14 protein-coding genes and 1 pseudogene are annotated in these 15471 nt (G+C 65.8%); 12 read left to right on the top strand and 3 right to left on the bottom strand.

The genetic code is table 11. The features are described from left to right. Window positions 1–66: 66 nt before the first annotated feature. The 7 genes and pseudogenes from A5711_RS26860 to A5711_RS13300 form a co-directional block, all read left to right on the top strand. Window positions 67–189 (top strand): annotated as a pseudogene (locus tag A5711_RS26860) (cytochrome P450); the annotation flags it as partial. Window positions 190–337: 148 nt separating this feature from the next. After that, complete coding sequence (locus tag A5711_RS13325) at window positions 338–703, top strand: Rieske (2Fe-2S) protein (RefSeq protein WP_067947190.1); 366 nt, start codon at window positions 338–340, stop codon at window positions 701–703. Further along, window positions 700–1746 (top strand): amidohydrolase family protein, encoded by a 1047-nt coding sequence (locus A5711_RS13320; RefSeq protein WP_067947156.1) that lies wholly within the window; start codon window positions 700–702, stop codon window positions 1744–1746. Before A5711_RS13325 ends, A5711_RS13320 begins: the two co-directional genes overlap by 4 nt. Next, a complete protein-coding gene (locus tag A5711_RS13315; protein WP_067947155.1) occupies window positions 1743–2891 on the top strand; it encodes an amidohydrolase family protein in 1149 nt (382 codons plus the stop codon). The genes A5711_RS13320 and A5711_RS13315 overlap by 4 nt, the downstream gene beginning before the upstream one ends. Window positions 2892–3027: 136 nt before the next feature. Beyond that, on the top strand, window positions 3028–3999 hold the full coding sequence (locus A5711_RS13310) for an alpha/beta hydrolase (protein WP_067947153.1): 972 nt from the start codon (window positions 3028–3030) through the stop codon (window positions 3997–3999). Window positions 4000–4094: 95 nt separating this feature from the next. Next, complete coding sequence (locus A5711_RS13305; RefSeq protein WP_067947151.1) at window positions 4095–5237, top strand: acyl-CoA dehydrogenase family protein; 1143 nt, start codon at window positions 4095–4097, stop codon at window positions 5235–5237. Further along, window positions 5234–6478 carry an acyl-CoA dehydrogenase family protein gene (locus A5711_RS13300; protein ID WP_067947149.1) on the top strand — a complete coding sequence of 415 codons (1245 nt, stop codon included), beginning with the start codon at window positions 5234–5236 and terminating at the stop codon, window positions 6476–6478. The genes A5711_RS13305 and A5711_RS13300 overlap by 4 nt, the downstream gene beginning before the upstream one ends. Here A5711_RS13300 and A5711_RS13295 read toward each other — a convergent pair. Continuing rightward, entirely contained in the window at window positions 6475–8445 is a 1971-nt protein-coding gene (locus A5711_RS13295; RefSeq protein WP_067947147.1) for a SpoIIE family protein phosphatase, read from the bottom strand. The genes A5711_RS13300 and A5711_RS13295 overlap by 4 nt on opposite strands. 211 nt (window positions 8446–8656) lie before the next feature. On the opposite strand from A5711_RS13295, the gene A5711_RS13290 reads away from it, so the two are divergent. From A5711_RS13290 to A5711_RS13280, 3 genes are read left to right on the top strand one after another with little or no spacing between them, the layout of a single operon-like run. Further along, a complete protein-coding gene (locus A5711_RS13290) occupies window positions 8657–9157 on the top strand; it encodes an oxidoreductase (protein WP_067947145.1) in 501 nt (166 codons plus the stop codon). A 13-nt stretch (window positions 9158–9170) separates the two neighbouring features. Continuing rightward, window positions 9171–10661 (top strand): molybdopterin-dependent oxidoreductase, encoded by a 1491-nt coding sequence (locus A5711_RS13285; protein WP_067947143.1) that lies wholly within the window; start codon window positions 9171–9173, stop codon window positions 10659–10661. Between the two features lies 1 nt (window position 10662). Further along, entirely contained in the window at window positions 10663–10986 is a 324-nt protein-coding gene (locus A5711_RS13280; RefSeq protein ID WP_067947141.1) for a hypothetical protein, read from the top strand. Between the two features lie 6 nt (window positions 10987–10992). On the opposite strand, the gene A5711_RS13275 is transcribed toward A5711_RS13280, so the two are convergent. Next, window positions 10993–11376, bottom strand: coding sequence for a hypothetical protein (locus A5711_RS13275; RefSeq protein ID WP_082975730.1), 384 nt, complete (start codon window positions 11374–11376; stop codon window positions 10993–10995). 269 nt (window positions 11377–11645) lie between these two features. Here A5711_RS13275 and A5711_RS13270 point away from each other — a divergent pair, with 269 nt between their 5' ends. Both A5711_RS13270 and A5711_RS13265 read left to right on the top strand, forming a co-directional pair. Then, window positions 11646–12857 (top strand): PPE family protein, encoded by a 1212-nt coding sequence (locus tag A5711_RS13270; protein ID WP_067947186.1) that lies wholly within the window; start codon window positions 11646–11648, stop codon window positions 12855–12857. Between the two features lie 73 nt (window positions 12858–12930). Further along, entirely contained in the window at window positions 12931–14298 is a 1368-nt protein-coding gene (locus A5711_RS13265; protein WP_067947139.1) for a PPE family protein, read from the top strand. Here the strand turns inward: A5711_RS13265 and A5711_RS13260 are convergent. Further along, complete coding sequence (locus A5711_RS13260; protein WP_067947137.1) at window positions 14284–15297, bottom strand: tellurite resistance/C4-dicarboxylate transporter family protein; 1014 nt, start codon at window positions 15295–15297, stop codon at window positions 14284–14286. The two genes, A5711_RS13265 and A5711_RS13260, sit on opposite strands and share 15 nt — an antisense overlap. Window positions 15298–15471 lie beyond the last annotated feature (174 nt).

Raw genomic sequence — 15471 nt, 5'->3', positions numbered from 1 at the left:
TCTATACTATGATAGCGATAATCCCGTCGATCCATCCGCTTACCGGCTGCCCAGGAGGAGCGCTGAATGACGCTCAGCACCGACCCCGCCAACCAGCCCGTCACACTCGACCTCACCGGCGAAACGAGCCCCTACCCGTTCTTCGAATACATGAGGCGCACGGACCCGGTTTGGCACGGCTCCCTGAGCGTCATTCAGCGCTCCTCCTGGGCAGCCGGTAAGCGGATGGATCGACGGGATTATCGCTATCATAGTATAGATAGCAACTAAGCCCAACGGCTTGTCGTGGTTACCGTAACGGGCACAGTATTGATGCTGCGTGGCGTCGGAGGCGGTGATGCAAGTGGCCGAGCGGCGATTCGTGTGCTCGCTGGACGATCTGCCGCCCGGCGGGATGAAGCTGGTCGACGTCGGGAAGTTCGGCGTCGGCGTGTACAACGTGCGCGGCGAGTTCTACGCGATCGTGAACTATTGCTCGCACGAAGGGGCCCCGCTGTGCCTCGGTCTCCTCGGTGGGACCAACGAGTTCGCCCCGGACGAACCCGGCGGGCTGCGGCGCGTTCGCGACGGCCAAATCGTCCGATGCCCTTGGCACAACTGGGAATTCGACATCACCACCGGTCAAAATCTCGCCGATCCGACCCGGCGTATCCGCACCTACCAGGTCGACGTCACCGATGGGGAGGTGTACCTGACCGCATGAGCCCACAGATCATCGATGCCAATGTGCAACCGCATTTCCGCTCCAACGCGGAGATCCGGCGCTACCTGCCCGCCGCCCATCAGCTGCGATCGATCCCCGACGTCGAACAGCAGTGGTACTCCGCACCCGGCGGCGACTACCGGCAAGACCTCTACGGGGAGCACTACCCGGGGTCAGACCCGGAGACGGTCAGTGGCGACCTGTTCGCGCAGGGCGTCGAGTACGCCATCCTCAACCCGCTGACGCGCGGCAACATCGCCGACTACCTGCTCAACAGCAGAATTTGCGCGGCGGTCAACGACTGGCTGCTCGACCGCTGGATCGAGCCCGACAACACCGATCGATTCCGGGGCACCATCCGCGTCAATCCGGAAGACCCGAAGGGGGCCGTCGCGGAGATCGAGCGCCTGGGCGATCACCCGAAGCTCGTCCAGGTCGGCGTCCCGATGCAGTCACGCGAGCCCTACGGCAAACCGATGTTCGAGCCGATCTGGGAGGCCGCCGCCGCCCACGGGTTGCCAGTGGCGGTACACATAAACGGCGGCAACGGCGTCGACTATCCGCCCACCTTCGCCGGCCACGCCCACACCTATCCCGGATATGCCGCGTTCATGCCGCTGAACTACTTCGTGCATCTGGCCACCCTCATCGTCGAGGGGATGTTCGGCAGGCACCCCGGCCTCAAATTCGTCTTCGCCGACGGCGGCTATGACATCCTCACCCCGTTGATCTGGCGGCTGGACACCTTCTGGGTGTCCATGCGTGACCAGACGCCGTGGGTCGACCGTTACCCGAGCGAGTACCTGCCCGGCCACGTCAGGTTCTGCTCGTCGGCGTTCGACGGACCGACCGACGCCGGCGACACGCAGCGCTGGATGGAGTTCACCGGCAAGTCCGACCTGCTGATGTACGGCTCGGCGTATCCCCATTGGTCCACAACTCCGCCGGAGACCATCGCCGAGGGCCTCGATCCCGCCCAACGCCACAAGGTGCTGTGGCGGAACGCCAGCGAGCTGTACGGGCTGAAGGAGCGTGTCCGATGACCACCATCGAACGAGTCGATTCGCAGACCGGTCACGACGACGAGATTGCGGTCAGCATCGTCGACACCGACGTGCACCCGTTGCCCCTCTCGACCGACGTGCTCAAGTCGTACGCGCCGTCCGAATGGGTGGACAAGATCTGGCCGACCGGCAACGCCGTCACCCCGGTGCCGCATTTCTACGACACACCGGACTCGTACAAAACCATGTCGCTGCGGATGGACGCCGCCCCGCCGGGGGGTGGGGTTGCGGGCAGCGACCCGGAATTCGCCGCCAAGCAGTTGCTGCTCGACGCCGGCGTCAGCATCGCGACGCTGGAGCCGATGTGTGACGCCCAGCTGCCACAGGCCGAACACGTTCTGAAGTCCGCCTACAACGACTGGCTTGCCGATGTCTGGCTCGACACCAACAACGAACACGGCCGGTGGCGCGGATCGATCAGCGTCAGCGCGCAGACACCCGAGCAGGCGGCGCGTGAGGTCGAGCGGTGGGCGGGACATCCGTACATGGCCCAGGTGCTGATGACACCGCAGACTCGTGGGATCCCGTTCGGCAACCCGCATTTCGACCCGCTCTATGAAGCCGCTGCACGCAACGGTTTCCCGGTGGCCACGCACCTGATGGGACAGACGCCGTTCGAGCTGATTCCGTTGTATCCCGTCGGCAACCCCGCGCACTGGCATGACTTCTTCGCGTCCTGGCCGCTGCTGTATGTCTCGCACCTGATGAGCCTGGTGTTCGACGGCGCGTTCGACCGCCACCCCGACCTGCGGGTGGTGTTCGTCGAGGGTGGGTTCACGTGGGCGATGCCGGTGATGTCGCGGATGGACCGCATCTGGGAAGCCCGCCGCGGCGACCTGCCCCACGTGCGGCGCCGCCCGTCGGAGTATGTGCGAGAACATGTTCGGTTCACCACTCAGCCGCTGGAAGATGCCGACACCGTGCAGTTCCGGGAGTATCTGGAAATGATGGACCTGGGCGACAACCTGATGTTTTCGACGGACTACCCGCACTGGAGTTACGACGCGCCAACCTATGCGATCAGCCGATTCCCGGCCGACCAGCGCGAGCGGATCATGCGCGGCAACGCGACCGCTCTCTACGGGTTACCGGCGACGGTCAAGGCGCTTCCCGGAGAACTCTGAATCCGCCCGCGCTGAAGCGATGCGCCCCTCGTCTGTCACCACCCGGAATCGCAGGTCTACCTTGAAGAAAGTTTCCGGCACGGCCCCGCGCCGGGACCGGACGAGCCCGCACGACGAGCCCGGAAGACGAGAAGGTATGACACAAACGAATCTGACGCGGCCACAGGGCCTTACCCGGATCGACCCGGTACTCCGAGAGGCCGCCACCGCATTGGGCGTCGTCGAATTCCGCGCCGAGACACTGCCCCCCGAACGGGAGCACGCCAACCGGCTCGCAGCCGAGCGCGCCGCCGCGGTCGACACCGCCGATGTAACCGTCGAAACGCGCACCATCGCCGGCCCCGGCGGACATCAGCTGAAGCTTCGCTTCTACCGCGGTCCCGACCTCGATCGAGCCGGATCAGATGCACCGCTTGTCCTGTACGCCCACGGCGGGGGATTCGTGACCGGCAACCTGGACACCGATCATGCCCAGTGCGTGGAGCTGGCCAGAGATGGCGGATGCCTGCTGGTATCGGTCGACTATCGACTCGCGCCGGAACACCCTTGCCCGGCCGCGTTGGACGACGTCGAGGCCGGCCTCTACTACGCCATCCGCAACTGCGCCGAGCTGAAGGTGGACGTCAACCGCATCGCCGTGATGGGACGCGACGCGGGCGCGGCACTGGTCGCGGGCCTGAGTCAGCGCATGTTCGATGACGAAGGTCCACAGATCCTGGTGCAGATCCTGCACCAGCCGATGCTCGATTCCGACGCCACCCAATCCCGGCGCGAATTCCAGCGCACGCCGGGCCTCAACGGCCCGGCCGTGAGCCGGGCATGGGGTCATTACCTCGGTCACGCGAGCGCCAACGGCCAGCATGTCCCCGCGCACCGCGCGAACCTCGAGGGTCTGCCGCCGACGTTCATCAGCTGCGCGGAGATCGATCCCTGCCGCGACGAAGCCATCGACTACGCGAACAGGCTGTTGCACGCCTACGTGCACACCGAATTACACGTCATCGCAGCAGCATTCAACGGGTTCGACTCGTTGGTTCCCGATTGGGTTGTTTCTCAGGAGAACCGTGCCCTGCACGCGCGTTCGCTGCGTCGCGTGTTCGCCATGTAGCGCCGACCAGCACTATCGACGGAACTCCGGTATCTCTTACCGTAGCGCTAATTGCTACCATCGAGAACGCCGGAGAACTCTCCACGAGAGGCAGCATGACCACACTCGACTCTCCCGAAAAGACGCTGTTCACTTCGACCACCCAGGCTTTTCTGGAAAAGGAAGCGCCACTGCGCCGCGTGCGGGAGTTGCACGCCTCGGGGATGTCGTTCGATCCGGCATGGTGGCGGCGCGCCGCGGAGCTCGGCTGGACGGGCCTCTTGGTGCCGGAGGAATTGGGCGGCGGCAGCGTCTCGGACAGCGGTTTGGCGGATCTGGCCATGGTCGCCGAACAGCTCGGCAAGACTGTGGCGCCCGGGCCGCTGTATCCGGTCAGCGTCGTACTGGCCGCGCTCGTCGAGTGTGCGGACCGGCAACCGCATACCGACACCATCGAGGCCCTGATGTCCGGTGAAACCGTGGCGTCGTGGGCGGTTTCGGAGCCGGGCCACGGGTGGGCGCCACTGGATCCGTCGGTGACGGCCACCCCGACCGATTCGGGTTATCGCATTGACGGCACCAAGGACCGGGTCGAGGCCGGCGCGCAGAGCGCGGTGCTGCTGGTGGCGGCGCGCAGTGGCGCCGAGCTGCGCCAGTTCTTGGTCCCCACGGACGCGTCCGGCGTGACCATCGAGCCCCAGCAGTCCGTCGACCTGGTCAAGCAATATGCCCGGGTGCATTTCGACGGTGTGACGGTGGATCGATCGGCGGCGGTCGGCACCGCCGCCGAGACCGCCGCCCTGATCGACCGCCAGAGCCAGATCGCCCAGACCCTGCAGTGCGCCGAGGTGGTTGGCATCCTGCAGACGGTGTTCGACCTGACCGTCCAGTGGGCGTTGGACCGGCACACCTTCGGGCGCCCGCTGGCGTCCTACCAGGCCCTCAAGCACAAGTTCGCCGACATGAAGCTGTGGCTGGAAGCCTGCCGCGCCACCACGGCCGCGGCGGTCGCCGACGTCGCCGCCAACTCACCCGGCGCGGGCCTGTCGGCCAGCATCGCCAAGTCCTACGTGGGTGAGATGGCCGGCCAAATCGTCCAGGCCTGCGTGCAGATGCATGGCGGCATCGGCGTCACCTGGGAACACGATCTGCACCTCTACCTGCGCCGGATCACGTTGTATCGCTCCATGTTCGGAACACCGGAGGAACACAACCTGCGCGTGTATGAACACGAGAAGGCGGGTCGGTCCAACAAATGACACCGACCGAATCCGTTGCCGAGTTCGCGGCCCGGGCCCGGGAATGGCTGGCGGACAACATGCCCCGCATCGATCCCGAATCGCCGCCGCCCGCCCCGCGCGACGACGAACGATCCTGGCTACGCGCCCGAGAACTGCAAAAGCGGTTGTACGAAGGCGGATTCGCCGGGATCTGCTTTCCCCGCGAGTACGGCGGCCTCGGCCTGGACTACGAGTACCAGAAGGCATTCGACGCGGAGACCATCGACTACGAGATGCCGCTGATCCTCAACACACCGACGTTCACCATCTGCTGCGCCACACTGCTCGACACCGGAAGCGAAGATCAGAAGAAACAACACATCGCGGCGGCGCTGCGCGGCGACGAGGTGCTGGTGCAGTTGTTGTCCGAACCCAGCGGCGGATCCGATCTGGCCGGCGTCCTCACCCGGGCCGAACGCCACGGCGACCGCTGGATACTCAACGGCGCCAAGACGTGGAGCACCAGCGCGTTCGCCGCCGACTATGGGCTGTGTCTGGCCCGCACCAATTGGGATGTGCCCAAGCACGAGGGCTTGACGATGTTCCTGGTGCCCATCGCCCATCCGGGAATTACGTTGCGGCGCATCACCATGCTGAGCGGTTCCACGGAGTTCTGCGAGGAGTTCCTCGACGGGGTGGACGTCGGCGACGACGCCGTCGTCGGGGAGGTGAACAATGGCTGGGCGGTGGCGTCGCGGCAGCTGTACCACGAGCGCAGGGCGGTGGGGCAGGGCTCCGAGTTCGCTAGTGGCAGCGGCAGTGAGGGCGGCAACGCGAATCCCGTTGACTACGTGACCTTTATCGAGAAGACGGGTCAGGCCGGGAACGAACGCGTGCAGCAGATGGCCGGCCGCGCACTCGTACAACGTGCGGTGGCCGAGCAGCTGATCGGTCACGTCTACCGCAGCGTCCGCGATGGCACGCTGCCGCCGGCCGCCGGCACGCTCATCAGGCTGTTCCACGCCGAGACCGTGTTCGTGGATGTCGACACCGCCATGGCGATCGCGGGAAGTGCCGGCGTGGTCGGAGAACCCGGGGACGGCCTGGAAACCGGTCTGCGTTACCTGGCCCGCCAGACTGTCGCGATGGGCGGCGGCACCACGGAGATGGCGCGCAACGTCATCGGCGAGCGGGTGCTGGGCTTCCCGCGGGAATACGCGGCCGATCGAGGCGTGCCGTTCAAGCAGGTGCGGCACGGCCAGCGATCCGAGCGGCTCTAGCCCTCCGCGACGAGATTCTCGGCGAGTCCGCCGGCGACCGGGAGCTGTACCAGCGACAACACATGGTGCGCCGGGCTGCCCGGCGGGGCCACCAGCACGTACTCACTGCCCTGGCGTAGTGCACGGTCGCGCGCGGCCGCCAGCGTGCTGACGCCGGCCGACCCGAGCTGGGTCACGGCGCTGAGATCGATGGTCAACGGCGCTACCCCGGAACGGCTTTCGACCGCGATCTGGCGATCCAGCGTGGAGGCGGTGGTGGAGTCGACGTCGCCGCTGACGACGATGCGGCCCGGTTCGGTGACCACGGAGACGAATTCGGAGTCGGTCGACCTCCGCTGCTGATCGGTCCGGCTGACGAGCGTGTCCGTGACGAAATTGGCGGGTCGCGACAGGCGGTGCGTCAGGCTGGCGGTGGTACCGCCGGGCCCATGGGTGACGTGGGCGCTGGATACCAGGGCTTCGGCCATGGCCAGGCCGCGGCCGCGACCCTGCTCGCCCTCGAGATGGTCCTTCCACTGCCCGTGGTCGGTGACCGACGCGTAGAGGTTACCGTCCCCGGCCAGCGATGCCTCGACGACAACACCGTCGGAAACCTCTGTGGTGTAACCGTGTTCGACCGCATTCTCGACGAACTCGGAGATCGCGTGCACGATGTCGGAAATGTCATCGGGGGCGGCGCCGACCTCGGCGAGCCACTGACGCAGTCGAGAGCGAACCGCGCGCGCGGCATGAATCGTGGCATCCAGCGTCATCTGGAGTGGTGGCGGCGGCATACGCCGTTGCGCCGCAAGCAATGTGATGTCGTCGCTGTAGCCGGTCGACCGCAACAGCAGTTCCAGCGTCTCCGAACAGATGCGGTCGATGGGCCGCCCCGAGGACTCGATCACGAACCCGCCCTGGCCGCCGGCGATGTTGGCTGCCAAGTCGGCGAATTCGGCGGTGCTGGCCATCAGCGGTCGGCCGGGACGTTCGATCAGACCGTCGGTGTAGAGCATGACCACGTCGCCCAGGTCCAGGAATTCGGTGCGCACCGGGAAACCTGTGCCGCTGCCCAGCGGGCCAGCGCCGGACGGCTCAAGGTAACGCGACTCGCTCTCCGAACCGACGAGCAGCGGCGGCGGGTGCCCGGCCGTGCAGTACTGGAATTCTCCCGTGCCGAAGTCGAGCGAGCCCACGCACATGGTGGCCGACCTCGAGCCGGGCACATGTTCGTGGAAGCGATCGACCGCCGCCAGCGCCTCGGCGAGCGGGTAGCCCGCGACGATCTGCATCCGCAGCGCAGTGCGCAATTGCGACATCACCGCGGCCGCCTCGACGCCGTGGCCGACGACGTCACCGACGATGAGCACCAGCCGATCTCCGAGGGGTATCGCGTCGAACCAGTCGCCACCGGCGGCCGTGTCCTGGGCGGCGACGAGGTACTCGGCGGCGACGTCGGCGCCCGGAACGACGGGTACCGACGGCGCCAGCAGCGCCTGCTGCATGACGGTGGCAGAATCGCGCACGTTCCGGTATCGCTCGGACAACTCGTGCATGCGCGACTCGGCGGCCAGCCGTGCGCGCACCCGCTCGGTCACGTCGACGAAGGCGAGCTGGACCCCCTCGATCGAGCCGTCGTCTCCGCGCCGTGCCGTGACGATGAAGTCGAAGAAGTGCTCTTGTGCCGTCCCCGAGCCCTCGAAGTCAGCTTGCACCCGCCACTCGGTTCCCGACTGCGGCTCCCCCGTTTCGTAGACCCGGTCGAACATTTGCAGGATCTGCTGGCTCTCCAACTCGGGATAGACCTCGCGGACCAGGAGGCCGATGCTGTCGATCGGAGGACTGAGCGCGCGGTAAGCGGCGTTGACCGCGACGAATCGGTGGTCGGGCCCTTGAAGGCCGACCAACAGCGCGGGGACATTCTCGAAGATGCGGCGGACGTCGTCGGCCGCGCCCACGGTGTTGTCCCAGTTCCTTTCGGCGGCCATTGGCCGTTCCTCCTACGGCCCCCCGTTTTCGGGCTGAGTCTCGCAAGCTGGTCACAAAAGCGCTGAGCACTCGCCAGGCACAGGCACTAAGAATATCAACGGCAGCCGCATGCTCAATGCAACAGTTTGCCCAGCGTGGCGCGCGTCGGGCTGCAGTCGCGGCAATTTAACAGGACGGTTTGTAAGTAATCAGCGCGGGTACCACGGCTTCATGGTCGATGTCGTCCCGCGGCGGTTGATCTCGATTTGGCGAAGCATCGTGACCTCACCGGTGCTCACCCTGAACGGCTGGGTCGCCTTCAACGTGCCGCGAGCGGTGACCGCCTTAGGGATATTGCTGCTGATGGGTCTGGTGGCAATGCATGTCTACGTTGTCCTGACAGAGCCGGATCCACCGCTGTATTTCATTGTCTACACGGCTGTGCTGGCAGTCGCCTGCATGACCGCGGCTGGCGCCATGGTGTTTGCGGCCAAACCCCTTGTGCCGCCAGCTGGTTGGTATTGGGGCAGCATGGTGTGCCTGGCCTTTCTGGGTCTCTATCTGGTCAGTCGGTGGGTGAGGCTTCCGGGACTGGTGGCCGTGACGGCTAGATGGGACTTCGCGCCCGGCACCTTCGCGATGGCGTTCGCCGCGGCCTTTGTCGCTGTTCACACGACGGTGTTGTCGGGCATCAATGTGGCTTACCCGCAACGCCGGCAATGGCCCGACTGATGGGAGCCCAGGCATGACAACGCTCGATTACCCGGCCTGGCTGCGCGTCGAGCACTGGCTAAACCTGCTGTTCGTGACGCTGATAATCCGCAGCGGCATCGAAATTCTGTCCACTCACCCGAAGCTGTACTGGCATGACGACAGCAAACCGGGCACCGAATGGGCGCGGTTTACCCGCAAGGTCATGCCGCGCGACCGCATCTACGACACGCTCGACGAAGAAGAGGATTATCACCCGCTGATCTCGTTGCCGGGCCATGCCCAACTGGGAGTCGGCCGGCACTGGCACTTCTTCGCGGTCATCGGTTGGATCTTGGTGGGGCTGGCGTACTACGTCTTGTTGTTCGCGACGGGTCAATGGCACCGGTACTGGCCGTACTCGTGGTCGATTTTTCCCGACGCATGGAACGACATCGTCACCTACATGTCCTTCAATCTGCCGAGCACACTGCCCGGTCAACCACTGGATGCCGTCCAGAAGTTGACCTACGCGGGTGTCATCTTTCTCCTGGCGCCGTTTCAGATCTTGACCGGAGCCGCTCAGTCCCCGGCGATCGAGGCGCGCTTCCCCTGGTACGTGCAGATGTGGGGTGGACGCCAGTGGGCGCGCAGTCTGCATTTCCTGGGGCTGATCGCGTTTTTGATCTTCATCGTGATTCACCTGTCGATGATTTTCTTTTGGGGGTGGGGCAGGCTCACCGCATTGATGATCTTCGGCTCTGTCCGCAACATCTATTGGGCGACGGCGCTGTCCTTGCTGATCGTCGCGGCGGTCGTCGCCATCCACGTTGCGGCGACGCTCTGGAGTAGTCGCAACCCGCGATCGGTGCAGCGCATACTCGGGGCGGTGGTGTCCGCCGTTCGGCGGATGTTGTTGCGGCCGCTGAATTCCCGGCAGAACTACCCGGCAAGCAAGATCTCGCCGCAGCACCGCGTCAACGGAAAGCCGCCGACGAGCATCGACTTCAAGGTGATGGCCGTCCACAACTTCGTCGACTGGCGATTGCGGGTGGGTGGCCTCGTCGAGAACCCGGTGATCTTGGACCTCGCCGCGTTGCGGTCGCTGGCCGAGCCGGAGTCGCAGTGCGTCATGCACAACTGCGTGCAGGGCTGGACCAGCATTGCCGAATGGAAAGGGGTGCACTTGGGCCGACTCGTGGAGCTGGTGCGACCCCTGCCCCAGGCGCGGTACGTCTGCTTTCTGAGCATGCAGGACAACAGCACCGACGAACCGGCGTCACACGGCGGGGGCCAGTTCTACGAGGTCATTGATTTGGAATTCGCGGACAAGCCGCAGACGTTGCTGGCATACGAGATGAACGGCGTGCCGCTTCCGATCAAGCACGGCGCGCCGTTGCGGTTGCGGGTGGAGACCCAGGTGGGTTTCAAGATGACGAAATGGATCAACCAGATCGAGTTCGTCGAGGACTTCGCCGGTATCGGTTTCGGTACGGGGGGCTGGCGGGAGGACCGCGTCTTCTACGACAAGGATGTGGAGATCTGAGATGACCCAGGGTGCCGGCGAGCACGTGGGGGTACGCCCCGAGTTGATCAGTTTGGACGGCGCGGCGCGCCAGCGCGTGCTGGAACTGGTTGCGGTGAAAGGCGGACATTGCGAGGCCTGCGGCGCGACGGATTTCGCGGTCGGCGATGCGATGATCATGGGCTTTTTGTTCCTCGACGAGGATGCCGACGCCTACATGGTGGCGCTGACGTGTCGCAATCCCGAATGCCCCAAGCCCAGGACCGCGATTAGATTGTGCGGCAAGGACTTTCTGTCAGAGGAGCAACGGGCGCACGCGATGTCCCTCAGGTCCTCGATCGCGTGATAACGGCTAAGCCCGAGATAGTCGTCGCCGCTTGGTAGCGCGCCGCTTCCGCCCAGCACCTTCGCCACTGCTGTCCGTGAGTTTGGGACGCATCAGCTTGAACCTCTCGATCAGCGGAGACACCGCTCGCAATTCATCGCGCAGCGACTGAAACCGCCGCTCGTCGGCGTCGGTGAGCAACCCGATCGAACTGTAGTGCGCCATGCGTGGCAGCCGTCCGGCCAGCGCGGTTCCCCATCGGACGCTTAGGTCGTAGACGTCCTCGTCCCCGAACACGTCGGCCGGACCCTTTTGCTCCGCGAGTTCCTTGAGCCGCTTGATTTGCTCGTTGACGAACTCCACGTCGTCGTCGATGCTGACTTGCTCGCGACTCTCCGGTGCCATGCTCATGCGGCCACCCTTTCCCGCACACCTCCGGCCTCTGTCATCGCTCAGGTGAGTACCCACGCGAGCATCTCTGCAACATTGGATCCCACCAATATTGCATCAAGAAACAGTTGTTAACAGAAACTGTTTTCAGGGTATCGACAGGGATCGGTACGCCCGTTCTCAGCGTATGAGCGCCAAACCGGGGAAACCGCGGGGTGGCGTCGAGCGACGCGCGCTTGTGGTCGGTCGAGAGCCGATGTGCGAACCGAGGCAGGAGGTGTTGCATGGCAATCGATTTCGGCATACTTCCGCCGGAGATCAACTCGACGCGCATGTATACCGGGCCGGGCTCCGGGCCGATGCTGGCGGCAGCGACCGCGTGGGACGATGTGGCGGCGCAACTGCATGCCACGGCGGCGAACCACTCCTCGGTAGTCTCGGGCTTGGCCGTTGGCTGGCGTGGCGCGTCGTCGACGATGATGGCGTCCGCGGCCGCGCAATACACGGCATGGATGGGCACCACCGCGATACAAGCCGAGCTCACGGCCACTCAGGCCCGGGCGGCGGCCGCCGCCTTCGAGGCAGCATTCGCAGCAACGGTGCCGCCGTCGTCGGTCGCGGCGAACCGGGCCCGGCTGCTGGCGTTGATCGCCACCAATTTTCTCGGGCAGAACACACCGGCGATCATGGCGACGCAGGCCGAGTACCTGGAAATGTGGGCGCAGGACGCGGCGGCCATGTATGGCTACGCGGGCGCGTCGGCGGCGGCCGCCCAGGTTGCGCCCTTTGGGCCGCCGCCGCAGACCACCAACCCCGCCGGGGCCACCGGGCAGGCCGCGGCGGTCGGCGAGGCCGCGGGCACCGCGGCCGGCGCGCAGGCGACGCAGCTGCCGCAGCTGATGTCGGTGACCCCGCAGGCGTTGCAGGCGCTCACCGCGCCCATGCAGTCCGCCGCTCCGGCGGCGGCGGCTGCTCCGCCCACCCTGGCTTCGGCACTCGACGGGTTCATCACGGGGCCGTTGTCGCCCTTGTCGTTGTTCACCATCCCTGGCGTCCCCTATCTGCTTGGCACGCAGAGCTATCTGCTGCCCCAAGCCGCGGCGAACTTGACCAGGTCATCGGAAAATTATTCGAAAGCGCTGGCGAAGGCCGGGTCCACGGGAGCGCCGCGCCTGGTCAACGCGCCGGTGACGGCAGGCGTCGGCCGGGCCGGACTGGTCGGTGGATTGTCGGTGCCGCAGGGGTGGGCGTCGGCCGCGCCCGAAATCAAGACAGTTGCCGCAACCGTGCCCCAGAGCGCCCTCAGCGCCGCCCCGGCGGCGCTCGCGGCCGATGGGCAGGGCAGCCTCGTCGGCAACATGGCGCTGTCCGGGTTAGCCCTCCGCGCGACGGCCGGGACCGGCGGGGCCGTTGCCCGTTCCGCAGGCACGGGGAGCGCAGCTCCCGCCGCCGGCGAGGCCACCACCGCCAACATCTTCGTGATCCACGAGGCCGGCGAATGATGCCGGCCGGCCTCGCGCCGCTTTCGGGGATCGGACCCGCCGACGCGCTCACCGCGAATTGGGGAGGCTGACAATGGATTACGGAGCGTTGCCACCGGAGATCAATTCGGCGCGCATGTACGCGGGCCCGGGATCGGGATCGATGTTGACCGCCGCTGCGGCGTGGGACGGACTGGCCGCCGAGCTGCGGGCGACCGCCGCCTCCTACTCCGCGATCATCTCGGGGCTCACCACCGCTTGGCTCGGTCCATCGTCGCTGAACATGGCGGCCGCGGCAACGCCGTACACGGCGTGGTTAACCGCCACGGCAGCGCAGGCCGAGCAGTCCGGGAACCAAGCCAGGGCGGCCGCGACGGCCTACGAGGCCGCGTACGCGGCTACCGTGCCGCCCCCGGTAGTCGAAACAAACCGCGCGCAGCTCGAGTCGCTGATTTCAACCAACGTTCTCGGGCAGAACACCGCGGCGATCGCGGCCAATGAAGCCCGGTACGCCGCCATGTGGGCCCAGGACGCCGCGGCGATGTATGGCTACGCCGGCCAGTCCGCGGCGGCCTCAGCGGTAACGCCGTTCGATGCGCCCACGCAAAACACGAACCCGGGCGGTGCCGCGGGGCAGGCGGCCACGGTGAGCCAGGTCGCCGGCACATCCGCCGCAACGAACACGCAGTCCGCCTTGTCTCAACTGACATCCGTCACGCCGAGCGCGCTAAGAAGCCTCGCGGCGCCGGCGAGCCCACCGTCGGCATCGTCGCTGGCGAGTTTCCTGAGCAACCTGAACTCCTCGCCGTTGGCGAAGCTTGCCGGCAATGTGGAGCTGATCCCCAAGGCGGTTCTACCGGCCAACGATGTGCTCATCAGCACCATCATGGGGTTGGTGATCGGCGCGCGGCACCTCGGTGACCTGACGGTCGCCGTCAAAGCCGCAACGCCGGGGCTGGCGACCGGAATCGGTTCTGCTGCAGAGGGATCGGCCATATCGGCGAGCGTGGGCCAGGCCGGCTTGGTGGGGGGATTGGCGGTTCCTCCGAGTTGGGCCGTAGCCACCCCCGCGATCCGGACTGTGGCCGCGGTGTTGTCGGGCACCTCGGAGAGCGCCATCGGCGCAGCCGCCGTCAGCGAGGGAAGCTTTTTCAGCGGTTTGGCTGTCGCGGGGCTGGCCGGAGGTGCGCTCGGCGCCGCACTTCCGCGCGCCGTGGCCGGCGGCGGTGCGAAGGGACGCAAAGCGCCGGCCAAAGGCGGCGCAAGTCTCAAAGACAGCGACGCGCCCGAAAACCTCCAACGCGTCGTGGCCGACATGGCGGAGAACCCAGAAAGCGTGCAGCACTGGCACACCGACGCCGACCACCTTGATGGTCTGCTGGACGAATTGCGAAAGAAGCCGGGTACCCACGCGGTACACGTGACGAATGGAAAGCCCCGAATGACCCTACCGAGCCCGTAGCGACCGCTTACTGCCGACGGCATGCGCGATGCGTGACAAACCGGCGACCGTCACTACCGACCACGCAAATAGCGCGTCCCAAAAGAAAACCAGCGCAACGGTTTGCAGTGATCGCACATGAATATCGCTCGCGAGCATGTTGGTGGCGACCGAATACATTCCCAACGGAAACACGAGCGTCCACCACGCGCCGGTGAATCGCAAAAGCTTCGGTCGCTGTTCGACACGGTGCAAACCGAAGTAGACCAGCGGAGGAATCCAGAGGGTCGCTACCGCCCAAGCCGTCAGCGTGATCCCAAACGCCGCTGGCGCCAACCAGGTTCGGGTTTGGAGGTGAATGTCGTGTCCGGCCACCACGGCGATGGCCAGCGCTCCCATCAAGACCCAACTGTCGGGCTGGAAGCCGTCACGATCCAGCCGCTCGACGACGGCGCGCCACAGGATCAATGCGGTCACCACCATGTAGACCCCGAGCACCGTAAGCCATAAGCCCACCGCGGCGAAGAGCCATGGGCGCTGTCCGGTGCTGCTCGCGACCTTGGTAGCCACGATCGCCAAGCCCGAGGTGGCTACGCTGGACAGTAGCCATGCGCCGTGGACTTGGTCGCGCAACGCAGTCAAGCGGTGCTTCTTGAGGTTGGGAAAGTTTTGCCATGTCAAAGCAATCCAGGCCGACGCCCCGATGACGCCCAGTATGGGAAGGATCAGGGGATAGGCCGACGACAGCCGGTTGCACAGGACGGCGCACGCGGCAACGAAAGTGAACAGGGGCAGTGTGTTCTCAAGATCGCCCAAATCCCAGGGCAGGAGCCGGCGCTTGGGCGCAGCGGCGATGACCGTGATGGCGATCAGAACGGCCAAGGCCAGCACTGCGATCAGACTGAGCGCGTTGCTGATTATGGCGTAATTGTGATCCTTCGCGGCGGTCGACAGGATTCCGGTCGCCATCACCGCCGCGAACGCGTCCGGGGAAACTTCGTTGCTACGTGACCGAACCATAGCGGCGCCGAGGCTTCCTCGTGAGCTCTGAATCGTTTGTGGGCATCGAGATGATCACCACGGCCGACTACCCATCACGGTGAAGCGCAATCCGGGAAGCGGTGTTTGGCGGTCGCTCACGGTGCCCGCGACCGGTTCTTCGGTGTTAACCCCGCTGTCTAGCGGGTAAGCCTC

It is taken from the genome of Mycobacterium sp. E2238, assembly GCF_001672665.1.
Taxonomy (GTDB): domain Bacteria; phylum Actinomycetota; class Actinomycetes; order Mycobacteriales; family Mycobacteriaceae; genus Mycobacterium.
This window is presented reverse-complemented; position numbering and strand designations above follow the sequence as displayed.